Genomic DNA, 16773 nt, shown 5'->3' with positions numbered 1-16773 from the left:
CGTTTGATGTAAAAAAGCCTCTCGTTTGAGAGGCTTTTTTTTATTTCTTCGGATAGAGATCTTTGCGCTTATAGGGCTCAATCTCGCCGGGTTTACGCGTCTTAAGCAGTTTCAGTATCCAGGTGTATTGTTCGACATGAGGCGTGACAAAAATTTCCACCTCTTCGTTCATTCGTCTGGCAATGGTGTGGTCATCCGCTGTCAGGATGTCATCCATCGGAGGACGGACCTTAATCGTCAGGCGGTGCGTTTTACCGTCATACACCGGAAACAGCGGCACTACACGCGCGTGGCAAACCTTCATCAAGCGACCAATTGCCGGTAACGTTGCTTTATAGGTAGCAAAAAAATCGACAAACTCGCTGTGCTCAGGCCCATGGTCCTGATCCGGCAAGTAGTATCCCCAATATCCCTGACGTACAGACTGAATAAACGGTTTGATGCCATCATTACGTGCATGTAATCGGCCTCCGAAACGACGGCGCACCGTGTTCCAGACGTAATCAAATACCGGGTTCCCCTGATTGTGGAACATTGCTGCCATTTTCTGTCCCTGGGAAGCCATCAGCATCGCCGGGATATCTACGCCCCAGCCATGAGGAACGAGAAAAATCACTTTTTCATCGTTGCGGCGCATCTCTTCGATGATTTCAAGGCCCTGCCAGTCAACCCGATTCTGAATTTTCTCCGGACCGCGCAGGGCCAGTTCCGCCATCATGACCATCGCCTGAGGGGCTGTCGCGAACATCTCATCGACAATGGCTTCGCGCTCAGCTTCGCTGCGTTCAGGAAAACAAAGGGATAAATTGATCAGTGCTCTGCGACGTGAGCTTTTTCCCAAACGTCCAACCATCCGTCCGAGCTTTGCCAGAATAGGATCGCGAAGTGACGCCGGCGTTAACGCAATCCCAGCTATCGCCGCTACACCCAGCCAGGCGCCCCAGTAGCGCGGATAGCGAAATGATTTATCAAACTCAGGGATATACTCAATATTCTTTTTTTTCGTTTCCATGCTCTTCCAGTGTCTGGTGCGGCGAAAAGTAGATCTGCTGATAGTGTAGCGGCGCACGATGCGCCGTACAAAATAAAAAAAGCCGGTACGCATCGCGTACCGGCTTTATCAGTGTGCTAATTAATCAAAACGTAGCTGAGGCATAACTTCTTTCACCTGCGCCAGATAATCGGTGCGATCCGAGCCGGTCAGACCTTCTGTACGCGGCAGTTTCGCCGTCAGAGGGTTCACGGCCTGCTGGTTGATCCACACTTCGTAGTGCAGGTGCGGACCGGTTGAACGCCCGGTGTTACCTGACAGCGCGATACGATCGCCACGTTTCACTTTTTGACCTGGTTTCACCAACAGCTTACGCAGGTGCATATAACGCGTGGTGTAGGTGCGACCATGACGAACCGCAACATAGTATCCGGCGGCGCCGCTACGCTTCGCCACAACCACTTCACCATCGCCCACCGACAGTACCGGCGTCCCCTGCGGCATCGCAAAATCGACACCTTTGTGCGGTGCTACGCGTCCAGTCACCGGATTCAGGCGACGCGGGTTAAAGTTCGAGGAAATACGGAACTGTTTCGCCGTCGGGAAACGCATGAAGCCTTTCGCCAGCCCGGTACCGTTACGGTCATAGAACTTACCGTCTGCAGCACGGATGGCATAATAGTCTTTGCCTTCAGAACGTAAACGCACGCCCAGCAGCTGGCTTTGCTCGCGCTTACCGTCCAGCATTTCGCGAGACATCAGCACTGAGAACTCATCGCCTTTTTTCAGTTTGCGGAAATCCATCTGCCACTGCATGGCCTTAATCACCGCGCTGATTTCAGAGCTGGTCAGTCCGGCCTCTTTGGCGCTGGCGACAAAGCTTCCGCCCACCGTGCCTTTGATACGGCTGTTAACCCAATCGCCCTGCTGCATTTCGCTGCTCATTTTGAAACCTGTCGCAGTGCGATCGTAAGTGCGGGTTTCACGGCGGGACACTTCCCATGTCAGGCGCTGCAGGTCACCTTCCGCGCTTAACGTCCAGGATAACTGTTGACCAATTTTCAGATTGCGCAGTTCTTTATCGGAAGCAGCGAGCTGACTGATGTCGCCCATATCGATGCCGTACTGATTAAGAATACTGCTCAGCGTATCGCCTGTGGAGACGACATACTCATGCACGCCGGCTTCACCAGACGTTTTGTCATCCAGTTCATCCTGCGGAATGGCTTCGTCTTCCTGCGCGGCCTGATCGATAGGTTCACTGGCCTCAGGCAACAGCGAACGAATCTCGCTTTTTTCCAGCTCGATAGTTTTAACGATGGGTGCAGAATCGGGATGGTAAACATAAGGCCGCCAGACGGCGACGGCCAATGTCAGTACGGTAAGCGACCCCAGCATAACGCGATGGGGTCGCGGCAGATTATTAAATGCCAGAGCGACAGAGCGGGCTATCTGTTGCACGTATTCACTTCCTCATTAATCTCCTTTCAGGCAGCTCGCATACTGGTTGGCTAATTGGTTCAAAAACGCTGAATAGCTTGTTTTACCCAGTTTGATATTCGTTCCGAGCGGATCCAGCGTTCCCATTCGAACGGATGTCCCTCTCGCGACGGCTTCAACGACCGCTGGCCTGAACTGTGGCTCAGCAAAAACGCAGGTTGCTTTTTGCTCAACCAACTGTGTTCTTATTTCATGTAAACGCTGCGCACCAGGTTGAATCTCAGGGTTCACGGTAAAGTGACCAAGCGGTGTTAGTCCGTAGTGTTTTTCGTAGTAGCCATAGGCGTCATGAAAAACGAAATAACCTTTTCCCTTGAGCGGTGCGAGCTCGTTACCTACCTGCTTATCGGTTGCGGCTAATTGTGCCTCAAAATCCTTCAGGTTGGCGTCAAGTTTGGCTCGACTTTGCGGCATAAGTTCCACTAATTTTTCATGGATTGCAACCGCTGAGGCCCGCGCTATCTCTGGGGAAAGCCAAAGATGCATGTTGTAATCGCCATGATGGTGATGCTCGTCACTTTTTTCACTGCCAGCATCATCGTGTCCATGATCGTCATCGTCGTCATCGGCACCTTTCATGAGTAACGGTTTCACGTCATTGAGCTGCGCAATCGTTACCTGTTTCGCGTTAGGAATATTCTTGACTGACTTCTCCATAAACGCTTCCATCTCAGGTCCAATCCAAACAACTAAGTCCGCGCCCTGTAAGCGTTTTACGTCTGATGGACGCAGTGAATAGTCATGTTCGGAAGCCCCATCAGGCAACAGAACCTCAGTGTCTGTTACCCCGTCTGCAATAGCTGAAGCAATAAACCCCAGCGGCTTGAGCGAGGCCACCACAGCGGCATTTGCTGCCTGTGTTGCACTACCCCAAAGAGCAGCGGATAATGCTGCGAAAAGAAGCGTATTTTTATGTAACATAATGCGACCAATCATCGTAATGAATGTAAGAAATGTGATATTATAACATTCTATAACTTCTGCAAGACTAAAATTGATATGACGACTTTGGTTTCACTGGAAAATGTCTCGGTCTCTTATGGTCAACGCCGCGTCCTGTCTGACGTATCGCTTGAACTTCGACCCGGTAAAATTTTAACGCTTCTCGGCCCAAATGGCGCCGGGAAGTCTACGCTGGTGCGCGTTGTATTAGGGCTGGTAGCGGCTGATGAGGGAGTAATCAAGCGTAATGGTCAATTGCGGATTGGCTATGTACCGCAAAAACTGTACCTCGATACTACGCTGCCACTGACGGTAAGTCGGTTTATGCGCTTACGTCCCGGTACCAAAAAAGAGGATATCCTTCCGGCACTGAAGCGCGTTCAGGCCGGGCATCTGATGGATGCGCCGATGCAAAAGCTCTCTGGCGGGGAAACACAACGCGTCCTGTTGGCCCGTGCTTTATTGAATAAACCTCAGCTACTGGTGCTCGATGAACCAACCCAGGGCGTGGATGTCAATGGGCAGGTCGCACTGTACGACCTTATCGACCAGTTGCGACGTGAACTGGATTGCGCCGTGCTGATGGTTTCCCATGACCTGCATCTGGTGATGGCCAAAACCGATGAGGTACTGTGCCTGAACCATCATATTTGCTGTTCCGGTGCGCCGGAAGTGGTTTCTATGCACCCGGAATTCATCTCCATGTTCGGGCAACGCGGCGCCGAACAACTCGGAATTTACCGTCATAATCACAATCACCGCCACGATTTACAGGGTCGTATCGTCTTACGCCGGGGAAATGGTCACTCATGATTGAATTGTTATTACCCGGTTGGTTAGCCGGGATCATGCTGGCCTGTGCCGCTGGCCCACTCGGCTCGTTTGTAGTCTGGCGTCGAATGTCTTATTTCGGTGATACGCTGGCCCACGCTTCGCTGCTGGGGGTCGCCTTTGGCCTGCTGCTGGATGTAAACCCTTTCTATGCGGTTATCGCCGTCACCCTGTTGCTGGCTGGCGGTCTGGTATGGCTGGAGAAGCGCCCTCACCTTGCGATCGATACCTTGCTGGGTATTATGGCGCACAGCGCGTTGTCATTGGGGCTGGTTGTTGTCAGCCTGATGTCCAACATCCGTGTGGATCTGATGGCTTACCTGTTTGGTGATTTGCTCGCCGTGACGCCAGAAGATCTTATCTCCATCGCCATCGGCGTGGTTATTGTTCTGGCGATTCTGTTCTGGCAGTGGCGTAACCTGCTGTCGATGACCATCAGTCCTGATCTGGCATTTGTCGATGGTGTGAAGCTGCAACGCGTGAAGCTGCTGTTGATGCTGGTTACGGCGTTAACGATTGGTGTGGCGATGAAGTTTGTCGGGGCGCTGATTATCACCTCACTGCTTATCATCCCTGCGGCGACCGCCCGTCGCTTTGCCCGTACGCCGGAGCAGATGGCAGGGGTTGCCGTTGGAGTGGGAATGATAGCGGTTACAGGCGGGCTGACCTTCTCGGCCTTCTATGACACCCCGGCAGGTCCTTCCGTGGTGCTGTGCGCCGCGCTGCTGTTTATTTTCAGCATGATGAAAAAGCAGGCGAACTAAGCATGCGTTGCCCGGTGGCGCTGCGCTTACCGGGCCTACAAAATCGCCCAGGCCTGATGAGCGTCACGACATCAGGCACTAAGGCATCTGTGGCGGTGTAATGCCAAAATGGTTCCAGGCGCGCACGGTTGCCATACGTCCACGCGGCGTACGCTGCAGAAAACCTTGCTGAATCAGATACGGCTCCAGCACGTCCTCAATGGTTTCACGCTCTTCCCCAATCGCCGCCGCCAGGTTATCCAGCCCTACCGGTCCGCCAAAGAATTTATCGATAACCGCCAGCAGCAGCTTACGGTCCATATAATCGAATCCTTCCGCATCCACATTGAGCATATCCAGCGCCTGGGCGGCAATATCAGCCGAAATCGTGCCGTCATGCTTCACTTCAGCGAAATCGCGTACCCGGCGTAATAAACGGTTGGCGATACGCGGCGTACCGCGGGCGCGGCGTGCCACTTCCAGCGCGCCTTCATCGCTCATTTCCAGGCCCATAAAGCGTGCGCTACGCCCAACAATGTGCTGCAGGTCTGCCACCTGATAGAACTCCAGGCGCTGCACAATACCAAAACGGTCACGCAGCGGAGAGGTTAACGACCCGGCGCGCGTCGTCGCCCCGATTAGCGTGAACGGCGGCAGATCGATCTTAATCGAACGGGCAGCCGGCCCTTCACCAATCATGATATCCAGCTGATAATCTTCCATCGCCGGATACAGCACCTCTTCCACCACCGGTGACAGACGATGAATTTCATCGATAAACAGCACATCGTGGGGTTCAAGGTTGGTAAGCATTGCCGCCAGGTCACCCGCTTTTTCCAGTACCGGACCGGACGTGGTGCGCAGGTTAACACCCATTTCATTGGCGACAATATTGGCAAGCGTAGTTTTACCCAGACCAGGAGGACCGAAAATCAGCAGGTGATCGAGAGCGTCACCGCGCAGCTTCGCCGCCTGGATAAAAATCTCCATTTGCGAACGGACCTGAGGCTGGCCAATGTACTCTTCCAGCAATTTTGGGCGAATCGCACGATCCACCAGATCTTCAGGGGTAGTGCTGACAGCCGAAATCAGGCGATCTGCTTCAATCATCCGTTACCTCACAATGCCGCGCGAAGCGCTTCACGAATCAGGGTTTCACTACTGGCATCAGGGCGGGCAATTTTGCTCACCATGCGGCTGGCTTCCTGTGGTTTATAGCCCAACGCCACCAGCGCAGCAACCGCTTCCTGCTCGGCGTCGTCCGTTGTCGGACTTGCCGGAGACGTCAGGACCAGATCCGCTGCTGGTGTAAAGAGATCACCATGCAAACCTTTAAAGCGGTCTTTCATTTCTACAATCAGGCGTTCTGCGGTTTTTTTACCAATACCCGGTAATTTCACCAGCGCGCCCAGCTCTTCGCGCTCCACGGCATTAACGAACTGCTGAGCAGACATACCGGAGAGGATCGCCAGCGCCAGCTTCGGCCCCACGCCATTGGTTTTGATTAACTCTTTAAACAACGTGCGCTCTTGCTTGTTGTTAAAGCCATACAATAGCTGAGCATCTTCTCGCACCACAAAATGGGTGAAAATAATCGCTTCTTGCCCGGCTTCCGGCAACTCGTAGAAACAGGTCATCGGCATATGCACTTCATAGCCTACCCCGCCCGTTTCCAGAAGGACCAGCGGGGGTTGTTTTTCAATAATGATGCCTCTGAGTCTGCCTATCACGTGACGCTCCTGCGTTAAGGGCTAAAAGGTAATGCGCTATCATAAAAAAAGGCTGGATAGATATCCAGCCTCATTTGTCACTAACGTAATCGACCTCGCGCCAAATTCAGCCTCGACTCGCTCATTTGCATGGCGTTCTGACTGACATGGCAGTGGGTAATGGCTATCGCCAGTGCATCCGCGGCATCCGCTTGCGGATTCGCCGGGAGTTTTAGCAGCGTGCGTACCATATGCTGGACCTGGCTTTTTTCCGCGCTACCGATCCCCACCACGGTCTGTTTTACCTGGCGGGCCGCGTATTCAAAGACCGGTAGATCCTGATTGGTCGCCGCAACGATTGCCACGCCGCGAGCCTGCCCCAGCTTTAGCGCCGAGTCGGCGTTCTTCGCCATAAAAACCTGCTCAATGGCAAAATAGTCCGGCTGGAACTGGGTGATGATTTCCGTCACGCCTGCGTAAATCAGCTTCAGACGCGACGGAAGATCGTCGACTTTGGTGCGGATACAACCGCTGCCGAGGTAGGTCAGCTGCCTGCCGACCTGACGAATAACACCATAACCGGTGATGCGCGACCCCGGGTCAATGCCGAGAATAATAGACATCACGCATCTCCTGTTATTTTATGGCTTAACCACATCATTCTAAGGTGGCAGCAACCTCATCGGAGATTTCACCGTTGTGGTAAACTTCCTGCACGTCGTCGCAGTCTTCTAGCATATCGATCAGACGCATCAGCTTCGGCGCTGTTTCTGCATCCATATCCGCTTTGGTGGATGGGATCATAGACACTTCAGCTGCGTCCGCTTTCAGACCAGCCGCTTCCAGCGCGTCACGTACTTTGCCCATCTCTTCCCACGCGGTGTAAACGTCAATTGCGCCGTCGTCGAAGGTCACAACGTCTTCAGCACCTGCTTCCAGCGCCGCTTCCATGATGGCGTCTTCGTCGCCCTGTTCAAAGGAGATTACGCCTTTTTTGCTGAACAGATAAGCCACGGAACCGTCGGTACCGAGGTTACCACCCGTTTTCGTGAACGCGTGACGCACTTCCGCAACGGTACGGTTACGGTTGTCAGACAGACATTCAATCATAACGGCTGTACCGCCAGGACCGTAACCTTCATAGATGATGGTTTCCATGTTGGAATCTTCATCACCACCCACACCGCGCGCGATTGCACGGTTCAGGGTGTCACGGGTCATGTTGTTAGCCAGCGCTTTATCAACCGCTGCACGCAGACGCGGGTTAGCATCCGGATCGCCGCCGCCCAGTTTAGCCGCCGTCACCAGCTCACGAATTATTTTGGTGAAAATTTTACCGCGTTTAGCATCCTGCGCTGCTTTACGGTGTCTGGTGTTGGCCCATTTACTATGACCTGCCATAAATAATATCTCCAAAAAGCGCGCCTTTTCAGGCGACGTTAATTACAAACTCTTCAATCGCCTGCCGGTTACTCCACGACTTGGTTAATTGGGCGGCTTCAACCGCATTAACCCAACGATAGGTCAGATGTTCGGTGAACACGATCTTTCGTTCTGAGGGAAGTGCCAGGCAAAACCAGGATTCAGTATTACGTTCAATTCCCGGTGCATAGCGATGACGTAAATGGCTAAAAATCTCAAACTCCACCGTGCGCTGACAGTCAATTAAGGTCAGTTGCTCAGATGCAACATCAATGGCGACCTCTTCCTTTACTTCGCGCATAGCGGCTTGCGACGCGGTTTCACCTTCTTCAAGGCTGCCGGTGACCGACTGCCAGAAATCAGGATCGTCGCGTCGCTGTAACATCAGCACTCTCCCGGTGTCCTTTGCATAAATCACGACTAACACCGAGACAGGCTGTTTATATGTCATATCAGTTATTCTCGGCCTTCTTAACAACCTGAATGCTCAGTTCCGCCAGCGCAGCTGCGTTGGCAAAGCTTGGCGCTTCAGTCATCAGACACGCTGCAGCCGTGGTTTTCGGGAAAGCAATAACGTCACGAATGTTGTCAGTACCGGTCAACAGCATAGTCAGACGGTCCAGACCAAACGCCAGGCCCGCATGCGGCGGTGTACCATATTTTAGCGCATCCAGCAGGAAGCCGAATTTCTCACGCTGCTCTTGCTCGTTAATGCCCAGAATACCGAATACGGTTTGCTGCATGTCGCCGTTGTGAATACGCACGGAACCGCCGCCTACTTCGTAACCGTTGATGACCATATCGTACGCGTTGGCAACCGCGTCTTCCGGCGCTGCTTTCAGCTCAGCGGCCGTCATATCTTTCGGCGCGGTGAACGGGTGATGCATTGCGGTCAGTCCGCCTTCACCATCGTCTTCAAACATTGGGAAGTCGATAACCCACAGCGGCGCCCATTTGGCTTCGTCGGTGATGTTCAGGTCTTTACCCAGTTTCAGACGCAGCGCGCCCATCGCGTCGGCAACTACTTTCTTGTTGTCGGCACCGAAGAAAATCATGTCGCCGTCTTGCGCACCGGTACGCGCCAGAATCGCTTCCACGATTTCTGCGTTCAGGAACTTAGCAACCGGGCTGGTGATACCTTCCAGACCTTTCTCACGTTCGGTGACTTTGATGTAAGCCAGGCCTTTCGCGCCGTAAATCTTAATAAAGTTACCGTAATCGTCGATCTGCTTACGGCTAAGTGCAGCACCGCCCGGTACACGCAGAGCAGCTACGCGGCCTTTCGCATCGTTTGCCGGACCAGAGAACACTGCGAACTCAACGTCTTTCACCAGATCGGCGACGTCAACCAGCTCCATCGGGTTACGCAGGTCTGGCTTATCGGAACCGTAACGACGCTCAGCTTCGGCAAAGGTCATGATCGGGAAATCACCCAGATCGACACCTTTCACTTCCAGCCACAGGTTACGCACCAGCGCTTCCATCACTTCACGCACCTGCGGTGCGGTCATGAAGGAAGTCTCAACGTCGATCTGGGTAAATTCTGGCTGACGGTCAGCACGTAAGTCTTCATCACGGAAGCATTTTACGATCTGATAGTAGCGATCAAAGCCAGACATCATCAGCAGCTGTTTAAACAACTGAGGTGATTGCGGCAGTGCGTAGAATTTACCTTTATGTACGCGAGAAGGTACCAGGTAATCGCGCGCACCTTCCGGCGTCGCTTTGGTCAGCATCGGTGTTTCAATGTCGAGGAAGCCGTGGTCGTCCATAAAACGACGCACCAGACTGGTGATTTTAGCACGCGTTTTCAGGCGCTGCGCCATTTCAGGGCGACGCAGATCTAAATAGCGATACTTCAGTCGCGCTTCTTCGGTGTTGACGTGGTTAGAGTCCAACGGCAGCGAGTCTGAACGGTTGATGATGGTCAGATCGGAGGCCAGTACTTCAATTTCGCCCGTCGCCATATCGGCGTTGACGTTTTTCGCGTCACGCGCACGCACAGTGCCCGTAACCTGGATGCAGAACTCATTACGCAGTTCGGAGGCCAGCTTTAACGCGTCCGCACGGTCCGGATCGAAAAATACCTGCACGATACCTTCGCGGTCGCGCATATCGATAAAGATCAGGCTACCAAGATCACGACGACGGTTGACCCAACCACACAGAGTCACCTGCTGCCCCTCGTGGGACAGACGTAGCTGTCCGCAATATTCTGTACGCATGAGATATCCCTTAACTTTGCCGCAGGCGGATTGTCACCTGTCTCGCAGATGACGAAGTCGCAGCTTTAGCTGAATGTCACAACTGAATGAAAAAAGGCGGCTATTATACTGGAAATTCTGCCGCACGATAAGAGCCTACTGGGATAGACTCTCAGTCCGGTACTGACTGTACGCCTGTTTCCTGGACGGGCATTGCGTAATCTCACAAAAAATAACAAAAATTGTCGCCCCTTTCACACTGATTCGCGATTAAGGTGTAACGGAATTCTTTTATTACTGGAGTGACCATGCTGGAATTGAACGCTAAAACAACCGCCCTTGTCGTGATTGATTTACAGGAAGGGATCCTGCCTTTCGCTGGCGGGCCTCATACGGCACATGATGTGGTTACCCGCGCCGCGCAGTTGGCGGAAAAATTCCGTGCCCACGGTTCCCCGGTGGTAATGGTGCGCGTCGGCTGGTCTGACGATTACGCCGAAGCGCTGAAACAACCCGTAGATGCTCAGACTCCGGCAAAAGCGTTGCCCGAAAACTGGTGGGATTACCCGGCGGCTCTGGGGAAATGCGCCAGCGATATCGAAGTGACTAAACGCCAGTGGGGAGCCTTCTATGGCACTGATCTGGAATTGCAGTTGCGTCGCCGGGGCATCGATACCATCGTCCTGTGCGGCATCTCTACGAACATTGGCGTGGAGTCAACGGCGCGAAATGCGTGGGAGCTGGGTTTCAGTCTGATCATTGCAGAGGATGCCTGTAGCGCCGCCAGTGCTGAACAACACCAGGGCAGCATGACTCACATTTTCCCGCGCATTGCGCGCGTTCGCAGCGTGGAGGAGATTCTGCAAGCGCTATGATCTATATCGGTTTACCCCAGTGGTCGCATCCAAAATGGGTGCGTCTGGGGATCACCAGCCTTGAAGAGTATGCCCGCCACTTTAACTGCGTGACGCGGGCATTTTAAAAATCACTAAAGAACGCCCAAGAGCATGTGTTTTCTTTAGTTTATTCAATGCATTAAAAAATAGTTTCGCATGAAATTCGGTAAACTTCATGTGTGCAATAATGTCCCATTCATGCCCCAAAATGCCCCAAAGCAGACATTTTTGCCCCAAGTATGCCCCACAAGTCACGTCTTCAAGTCGTCTATATCCATAGCATACCGAGTTACATTCTTGCATCCGGGGTGTCGACAATACCTACTTTATTGAGTGTGCGAGAATTACCAGGAACCTTTCCACAATGTAGTAGTCTAATAGTCGAATCCATCTAACATTAAGAAGCGTTATGATCACTAGCCTCTCATTGATATCTTCTGTAATAGTCACTCTATGTATCATGGTGTTCGCTGCGGTAAAAGTAGGGATTGGTTTGTCTAACAATCCAGACAGAAATGATAATTAACCTCAACCACGTAACCACACTTCATACTTCATACTTCATACTTCACTTAACAGTGAAGTGCTCACATCACCGGGCAGTCATCAAACTCCGCATTCCTGGCATCATTAATGATGTACGTGATCACTCCAAATATAGCGGGTGCAGAACTGTAACCATCATCATCTGCTGGCAGCGCTTCCCTTCTCCCGTTATCCAGATTAACCAGGTGCGGCTGAGGATGAGTCCGATATCGCTTGATCCTGAATTCCCCGTCGATTGCACATATCAGCAGTGAACCATCGCAGGCAGTAAGTGACGCATCTACCACAAGCAGCGCACCCAGGAGTATCCCTTCCCTGAAATGTGAACGCGATGCCCGCATAAAGTAAGTCGCTGCTGGCTGGCTGATAAGCTGCTGATCGAGGGAGATCCTCGTTTCAACGTAATCGCTGGCCGGTGAAGGGAAGCCCATGGCTAAAGTCCTCCGTTTGGATTGAACAGTTGAAAGGTTCGGTTCTCGCCTTCCTGCGTTGATACATCGCGGAATGTTGTCACATAACATTCTATCCAATCGTTGGCCTGCTTCATCGTCCAGTGCCAGTTAACCTTACCCAGTTCCTGGACAAACCGCTGTGTGGTGACAGTCTTCCGGCCATTCGGTTCTCGCTGTATCGAAGCATGCCAGGCTATTTCAATATCGCTGCGTCGTGGCATCATTACTCCCTCTCTTGAGTACTGGATAAAAACACAGTATAAATACTGTATATCCAACCAGTAAAGAGGCAATAAGCAATGTTTGTGGAACTCGTTTATGACAAAAGGAATTTTGATGGTTTGCCCGGTGCGAAAGACATCATTCTGGGGGAGTTGAGCAAAAGGGTGCAGCGCATCTTCCCTGATGCTGATGTGAGGGTGAAACCTATGATGACGTTGCCGGCGATCAATACTGACGCCAGCAAGCATGAGAAGGAGCAGATTAGCCGTGTGGTTCAGGAAATGTTTGAAGAAGCAGAGTTCTGGCTTGTTGCTGAATGAGTGATTCTCCCTATACTTGCGCCAGCGCCACGGCATGAACACCTGGCCTACAGCTGTGGGTCGTGGCGTAAAATCACGGCCCACAGCAACTATCTAGCATCCAGCGGGAAACTTCTTATACAGCGTGGACATGCCAACATTATACCTGCTGGCAATAATCTGTCTGGATTCTCCGGCAGCTATCAGTTCACCAATTTCCTTCCACTGATCGTCAGTAAACTTTGGTCTTCTGCCACCAACACGACCTTTTGCCCTGGCAACAGCTAAACCCGCCAAAGTGCGCTCACTATTAAGGTCGGATTCGTATTGTGCCGCAGAGAGGATGTTGCGAAAGTTATAGCGACCACTGGCTGTTTTGAGATCAACACCATCGGTAATACTTCGGAAGTTAATGCCCTTCTCCTGTAGTTGCTGAAACATCAGCAGCGCATGTAAAACGTTACGCCCAATCCTGTCCAGCTTCCAGACCACCAACTCATCTCCCGTATGCATCGCCGTAATTAGGCGCTTCAGTACGGGGCGGTTTGATTTTCTACCGCTGGCATGCTCTTCCATTATGTGTTCGCACCCTGCTGATTCGAGCGCGATTCGCTGAAGTTCGGTGTCCTGGTGGTTTGTTGATACTCGGGCATAGCCGTAAATCATGGGTATTTCTCCTGTTGTGAAAACAGGAGAAACGGCGAGAGATCGCCAGATACTTGAGGGTTTTAAAAAGGTTCGTTTCGAACCGGAAGGATAGCCCTGGGCTATGAATGGCAATGTTGCTTAGATGGGAAAATACCGGGTCTTGCTGTCCGAGTTGATACAGCAAAACCCGTATGGCCTACACCTCCGGGGGAACAGGCCAGTTAATTTTTGGAGCGCTGGAGGTGTCCACCGCTTCCAGCGCGTCAAGATAATCCAGCCACAAATTGTACTGGGCTTTTTCGGTATCCTTCAGCCTTCCCATAGCAGCTTTTCCCGGCCATTGCTGTCTGTTGATAAAGTCGTTTGCCTCCTGGATTCGACGATATCTCTCACCTTCTGCAAGCTGGACCCGCGCATCATCTGAAATAGTCCAGCTGCCGCTGCCACTATCCCAGGTATGCCATTGAGATGGCTTGCTGTCTGATAGCGTTAGTTCACCATTCTTACCGATGTAAACACGTCTCTCACCATCGTTCATACCACTAATCAGCGATAGATGCTGCTCATTGGTAATAACCACTGCATCCTCGGGTATAACATCTGTATTTTCATCATAAAATGCCTGTTTATTAACACTAAATTTAATTGTCATTATTAACTCCCAATAGCGAACCAGCGCAGGTTGAGGTCATATCCCGGTACCATCGTGAATGTGCCAGCGTTAATAGCCAGGGCATTAACTCTAAAGTGCGACTCATTGATAATGCTGGCAACACCATATGCCATCACACTGTCGATGGGATTATCATGAGTAACAACTATCTGCTGCCCGGCCTCGGGAAATGCGATAGGAAATGTCCCTATCGAGGTTCCTGCCGGAGCGGACATCAATCCAACGTTTCCCCACTGCAGAAGCGTGCCGTTTGGAAAATACTGATATCCCGCAGCGCCTTTCAACCCCGCAAAAAACGTCATATCAGGAATTTCACTTCCACCGGAGCTAAAACCAGCCCCAACATTTCTGCCACCTGCACTCCCCACACCAAGGTGCCCCTTGGCTGTCGCAGCATCTGCTTTCCCCAAAAGCCCTCGTGCGAAAGCTGTCAGGTCAGTTGCCGCCATCTGGTCAACTCCCGAGAAATACGGGAGTTTATCTGCGCCATTAACTAACCCGGAAAGTGCCGTCAATGTTGCATCCGCCTGTTGCTTGCTGTTAAGTGCGTCAACCAGTCCCAAATATTGCCAGGTAGACCACTGATCAGCCTGGCCAATCAAGCCTTTTATATATGATGAGAAACCAAGGTTTGTGAGAGCCGTAGAAATCGCCGCTGCACCATCTGATTTGATATCGGCAAATGGGTTTGCACGGCTCAGTGTGAGTTTTTGAATGGCTTTTAAAACCTGAGTCATATCGTTAATGTCGAGCGCCAATCCTGCTGACTCTACGATATGCGCTAACTCTTCCTGCATGGCATTAAACGCTGCTGCCCGCAGCCTCGTTGCGGCAATACCACCAGCAACACTTCCATCAGTATATTTGCCATCCTGCGTTGCAGTGGCTTCGACTTGCCCGATTCGGAGCATAGTTAATCCTCACTTAGTGTTAAGCGATAAAATCAGAGGGGGAAATATCAGTTATGAATAATTGAAAATGATGTTCAGATGGGATGGGGCAATTTTGTTGATTGAACACTCCAGTTGTTTATTGCCCCACGATGCGAGCGGATCTCCGCAGTAGGACGCGCCAGCAAGCGAATACTTGATCGTTGTTTGTGGCGCATTTATCCGCCAGGTAAATGGCCACTCGTCACCGTTAAGCGTATCACCGCATACTGACATGCCACTCATAGCGGGCCGGAACTGTGTGATAGTGATGGTATAACCAAGAGCTGCAGCCACCCGGATGTAATAATCGCGGTTCAGGCCGCCGGTGCTGATTAACTTTGCCACCACGGCGCGCTGGCGATCGCTGACGCCACCGGATTCACCAATCGCACAATCATCTGGTAACCCCAGAGAGCTTTCCCATTCTGACAACATTACCGTCGCTGTAGGGGGAAAAGCACCAGTAATCAGGCTTTGCGCATCGTTGTCAGAACGCTGAAACGCGCTGCCCAGTGCCCGTAATACCGCAGCCTGTACCGTTCTTTGCGACCGGGGCCACGCCCTGCCCGTCGGTAGCAGCGCACCAAGCGCACCGGCATAATCATTTTTTGAAAAGAGGCTCATACAAAATTCACCCCGCCAAGCACCGGAATTTCGCCAACAGCAAAGGTGATATTGGCCGTCGGAGAGTTAAGAATATAGCCCGTCGTGCCGCTAACACCGCCGATACTCCCGTTAATATCAGAGAGGTAAACTTTCCCGGAACCATCAGGGTTAGCTTCATCAAAAAACAGCGCCGTCAGCGCGTCTTTTATCCCCTGAACTGTGGTGCTGTCGGCATTTTTGATCCCAGAGATTTCAATATTGATGACTTTCTTGATCGGGGAACATACGAAAACAATGGCAGTGTCTGTCTGCTGCGGATAGATGTGGTCGGCGACAGCGAGCTGGTCTCCGGTGGCTTTAACAGCCCCCCAGTCCTCAAGTTGGGATATTCCGTCGGTACCGACCGGAAACCCACCATTGTCATTCCGATCACACATGATATACACGCCAACGGTCCCGGCCCCGTTCAGACGCCGCTTTACCCACGCGCGGGTGACGCCCGAAACCTCAAGCGCCCATTTTTTATAATCGGCGTCGCTTCCACCCTGAGGCGGATTCTGCCATGCCAGCAAGCCACGACTGCGAAAATCCTCTTCCGTTTCAATATCGGCTCCGCCGGTCGCAGCGGACAGTAACGTTACCTGTGGATCCACGCCAGCAATATTCGCGTCCAGGGTCATTATGGTCCCGGCATCAGCGTTACCGCGCGCGCCTCCACCCGTTACATCACTGGTAATATCCGGCAGTATGGCCGTCACCGCGACGATACCAAATCCATCTGCCTGAATTTTAAGATCTGCATCCGTCCGGTACTGGTATCCGTCCCCGCGGTTAATGATCGAGCCAACAGGGATAATACAGTCAACACTGCCACTAGCCTGTACCGCAGGCGACTTCGCCGCTGCAGCTGGTTTTCTGAATACCTGCTTAAGGGCCATCCACCCGGCGAGATACTCATCGGTAGAGGTAAACGGGTTTGTCTGCAGGGCAATATAGTCAAGGTAGGCGTAATGCAGATGCCCCATCCCCGCATCCATGTCAGCCAGTACCTTCAGGTTCGCGAAGCGCAGGAGCGCACCAACATCCTCAAGCTCCGCCTGCATAAATTTCCGGTTTCCGTCGCGGAGTTCGCTCAGCGTCGGTCGTTTAAACGGCAT

17 protein-coding genes and 4 pseudogenes are annotated in these 16773 nt (G+C 52.2%); 6 read left to right on the top strand and 15 right to left on the bottom strand.

Annotated features, from left to right (window positions below):
- Nucleotides 1-40: 40 nt before the first annotated feature.
- The 3 genes from lpxM to znuA form a co-directional block, all read right to left on the bottom strand.
- Nucleotides 41-1012 (bottom strand): lauroyl-Kdo(2)-lipid IV(A) myristoyltransferase, encoded by a 972-nt coding sequence (lpxM, locus tag IB222_RS09975; RefSeq protein WP_126317825.1) that lies wholly within the window; start codon nucleotides 1010-1012, stop codon nucleotides 41-43.
- Nucleotides 1013-1132: 120 nt separating this feature from the next.
- Nucleotides 1133-2452 carry a murein DD-endopeptidase MepM gene (mepM, locus tag IB222_RS09970; RefSeq protein ID WP_149384875.1) on the bottom strand — a complete coding sequence of 440 codons (1320 nt, stop codon included), beginning with the start codon at nucleotides 2450-2452 and terminating at the stop codon, nucleotides 1133-1135.
- A 15-nt stretch (nucleotides 2453-2467) separates the two neighbouring features.
- The gene (gene znuA, locus IB222_RS09965) at nucleotides 2468-3412 is read right to left on the bottom strand and encodes a zinc ABC transporter substrate-binding protein ZnuA (protein WP_063940898.1); all 945 of its coding nucleotides are present in this window, start codon (nucleotides 3410-3412) and stop codon (nucleotides 2468-2470) included.
- Between the two features lie 78 nt (nucleotides 3413-3490).
- Here znuA and znuC point away from each other — a divergent pair, with 78 nt between their 5' ends.
- Nucleotides 3491-4246 (top strand): zinc ABC transporter ATP-binding protein ZnuC, encoded by a 756-nt coding sequence (gene znuC, locus IB222_RS09960; RefSeq protein ID WP_003833829.1) that lies wholly within the window; start codon nucleotides 3491-3493, stop codon nucleotides 4244-4246.
- On the top strand, nucleotides 4243-5028 hold the full coding sequence (znuB, locus tag IB222_RS09955; protein WP_003833831.1) for a zinc ABC transporter permease subunit ZnuB: 786 nt from the start codon (nucleotides 4243-4245) through the stop codon (nucleotides 5026-5028). The genes znuC and znuB overlap by 4 nt, the downstream gene beginning before the upstream one ends.
- Nucleotides 5029-5106: 78 nt before the next feature.
- Here the strand turns inward: znuB and ruvB are convergent, their stop codons facing one another.
- The 6 genes from ruvB to aspS all read right to left on the bottom strand — a co-directional run bounded on the left by ruvB (nucleotide 5107) and on the right by aspS (nucleotide 10363).
- Nucleotides 5107-6117 carry a Holliday junction branch migration DNA helicase RuvB gene (gene ruvB, locus IB222_RS09950; protein WP_003034872.1) on the bottom strand — a complete coding sequence of 337 codons (1011 nt, stop codon included), beginning with the start codon at nucleotides 6115-6117 and terminating at the stop codon, nucleotides 5107-5109.
- A gap of 8 nt (nucleotides 6118-6125) precedes the next feature.
- The gene (ruvA, locus tag IB222_RS09945) at nucleotides 6126-6737 is read right to left on the bottom strand and encodes a Holliday junction branch migration protein RuvA (RefSeq protein ID WP_003034869.1); all 612 of its coding nucleotides are present in this window, start codon (nucleotides 6735-6737) and stop codon (nucleotides 6126-6128) included.
- Between the two features lie 80 nt (nucleotides 6738-6817).
- Nucleotides 6818-7339, bottom strand: coding sequence for a crossover junction endodeoxyribonuclease RuvC (ruvC, locus tag IB222_RS09940; protein ID WP_003034867.1), 522 nt, complete (start codon nucleotides 7337-7339; stop codon nucleotides 6818-6820).
- Nucleotides 7340-7373: 34 nt separating this feature from the next.
- Complete coding sequence (locus tag IB222_RS09935) at nucleotides 7374-8117, bottom strand: YebC/PmpR family DNA-binding transcriptional regulator (RefSeq protein WP_003833836.1); 744 nt, start codon at nucleotides 8115-8117, stop codon at nucleotides 7374-7376.
- Nucleotides 8118-8145: 28 nt separating this feature from the next.
- Entirely contained in the window at nucleotides 8146-8589 is a 444-nt protein-coding gene (gene nudB, locus IB222_RS09930; RefSeq protein WP_003833839.1) for a dihydroneopterin triphosphate diphosphatase, read from the bottom strand.
- A gap of 1 nt (nucleotide 8590) precedes the next feature.
- Nucleotides 8591-10363, bottom strand: a complete 1773-nt coding sequence (aspS, locus tag IB222_RS09925; RefSeq protein WP_148361859.1) for an aspartate--tRNA ligase — start codon at nucleotides 10361-10363, stop codon at nucleotides 8591-8593.
- 287 nt (nucleotides 10364-10650) lie between these two features.
- Here aspS and IB222_RS09920 point away from each other — a divergent pair, with 287 nt between their 5' ends.
- Nucleotides 10651-11217, top strand: coding sequence for a hydrolase (locus IB222_RS09920; RefSeq protein WP_126317822.1), 567 nt, complete (start codon nucleotides 10651-10653; stop codon nucleotides 11215-11217).
- Nucleotides 11214-11309, top strand: a pseudogene (locus IB222_RS09915) (hypothetical protein); the annotation flags it as partial. The gene IB222_RS09920 and the pseudogene IB222_RS09915, both read left to right, overlap by 4 nt.
- 516 nt (nucleotides 11310-11825) lie before the next feature.
- Here IB222_RS09915 and IB222_RS09910 read toward each other — a convergent pair.
- Nucleotides 11826-12331: pseudogene (locus IB222_RS09910) on the bottom strand (S24 family peptidase).
- A 30-nt stretch (nucleotides 12332-12361) separates the two neighbouring features.
- Here IB222_RS09910 and IB222_RS09905 point away from each other — a divergent pair.
- Both IB222_RS09905 and IB222_RS09900 read left to right on the top strand, forming a co-directional pair.
- Nucleotides 12362-12442, top strand: a pseudogene (locus IB222_RS09905) (DinI family protein); the annotation flags it as partial.
- Between the two features lie 93 nt (nucleotides 12443-12535).
- Nucleotides 12536-12778 (top strand): DinI-like family protein, encoded by a 243-nt coding sequence (locus tag IB222_RS09900; RefSeq protein WP_149384873.1) that lies wholly within the window; start codon nucleotides 12536-12538, stop codon nucleotides 12776-12778.
- Between the two features lie 93 nt (nucleotides 12779-12871).
- On the opposite strand, the gene IB222_RS09895 is transcribed toward IB222_RS09900, so the two are convergent.
- From IB222_RS09895 to IB222_RS09875, 5 genes and pseudogenes are all read right to left on the bottom strand, one after another.
- Nucleotides 12872-13423: a recombinase family protein gene (locus IB222_RS09895; RefSeq protein ID WP_000639143.1), complete on the bottom strand. Its 552-nt coding sequence runs from the start codon at nucleotides 13421-13423 to the stop codon at nucleotides 12872-12874.
- A 178-nt stretch (nucleotides 13424-13601) separates the two neighbouring features.
- Complete coding sequence (locus IB222_RS09890) at nucleotides 13602-14057, bottom strand: tail fiber assembly protein (protein ID WP_188238263.1); 456 nt, start codon at nucleotides 14055-14057, stop codon at nucleotides 13602-13604.
- A gap of 644 nt (nucleotides 14058-14701) precedes the next feature.
- Nucleotides 14702-14989, bottom strand: a pseudogene (locus IB222_RS09885) (hypothetical protein); the annotation flags it as partial.
- Between the two features lie 51 nt (nucleotides 14990-15040).
- Entirely contained in the window at nucleotides 15041-15634 is a 594-nt protein-coding gene (locus IB222_RS09880; protein ID WP_149385101.1) for a YmfQ family protein, read from the bottom strand.
- Nucleotides 15631-16773, bottom strand: a complete 1143-nt coding sequence (locus tag IB222_RS09875; RefSeq protein WP_001116110.1) for a baseplate J/gp47 family protein — start codon at nucleotides 16771-16773, stop codon at nucleotides 15631-15633. The genes IB222_RS09880 and IB222_RS09875 overlap by 4 nt, the downstream gene beginning before the upstream one ends.

The organism is Citrobacter sp. C13, assembly GCF_014596815.2.
Classification (GTDB): Bacteria; Pseudomonadota; Gammaproteobacteria; order Enterobacterales; family Enterobacteriaceae; genus Citrobacter; species Citrobacter portucalensis.
This window is presented reverse-complemented; position numbering and strand designations above follow the sequence as displayed.

What these genes read in the sequence shown, in the direction of transcription:
- IB222_RS09920 (WP_126317822.1), top strand. Translation starts at nt 10,651, where the DNA reads ATGCTGGAATTGAACGCTAAAACAACCGCCCTTGTCGTGATTGATTTA.
- IB222_RS09890 (WP_188238263.1), bottom strand. Translation starts at nt 14,057, where the DNA reads ATGACAATTAAATTTAGTGTTAATAAACAGGCATTTTATGATGAAAAT.
- ruvC (WP_003034867.1), bottom strand. Translation starts at nt 7,339, where the DNA reads ATGTCTATTATTCTCGGCATTGACCCGGGGTCGCGCATCACCGGTTAT.
- IB222_RS09895 (WP_000639143.1), bottom strand. Translation starts at nt 13,423, where the DNA reads ATGATTTACGGCTATGCCCGAGTATCAACAAACCACCAGGACACCGAA.
- znuB (WP_003833831.1), top strand. Translation starts at nt 4,243, where the DNA reads ATGATTGAATTGTTATTACCCGGTTGGTTAGCCGGGATCATGCTGGCC.
- nudB (WP_003833839.1), bottom strand. Translation starts at nt 8,589, where the DNA reads ATGACATATAAACAGCCTGTCTCGGTGTTAGTCGTGATTTATGCAAAG.
- aspS (WP_148361859.1), bottom strand. Translation starts at nt 10,363, where the DNA reads ATGCGTACAGAATATTGCGGACAGCTACGTCTGTCCCACGAGGGGCAG.
- IB222_RS09875 (WP_001116110.1), bottom strand. Translation starts at nt 16,773, where the DNA reads ATGCCGTTTAAACGACCGACGCTGAGCGAACTCCGCGACGGAAACCGG.
- lpxM (WP_126317825.1), bottom strand. Translation starts at nt 1,012, where the DNA reads ATGGAAACGAAAAAAAAGAATATTGAGTATATCCCTGAGTTTGATAAA.
- znuC (WP_003833829.1), top strand. Translation starts at nt 3,491, where the DNA reads ATGACGACTTTGGTTTCACTGGAAAATGTCTCGGTCTCTTATGGTCAA.
- IB222_RS09935 (WP_003833836.1), bottom strand. Translation starts at nt 8,117, where the DNA reads ATGGCAGGTCATAGTAAATGGGCCAACACCAGACACCGTAAAGCAGCG.
- IB222_RS09900 (WP_149384873.1), top strand. Translation starts at nt 12,536, where the DNA reads ATGTTTGTGGAACTCGTTTATGACAAAAGGAATTTTGATGGTTTGCCC.
- znuA (WP_063940898.1), bottom strand. Translation starts at nt 3,412, where the DNA reads ATGTTACATAAAAATACGCTTCTTTTCGCAGCATTATCCGCTGCTCTT.
- IB222_RS09880 (WP_149385101.1), bottom strand. Translation starts at nt 15,634, where the DNA reads ATGAGCCTCTTTTCAAAAAATGATTATGCCGGTGCGCTTGGTGCGCTG.
- ruvB (WP_003034872.1), bottom strand. Translation starts at nt 6,117, where the DNA reads ATGATTGAAGCAGATCGCCTGATTTCGGCTGTCAGCACTACCCCTGAA.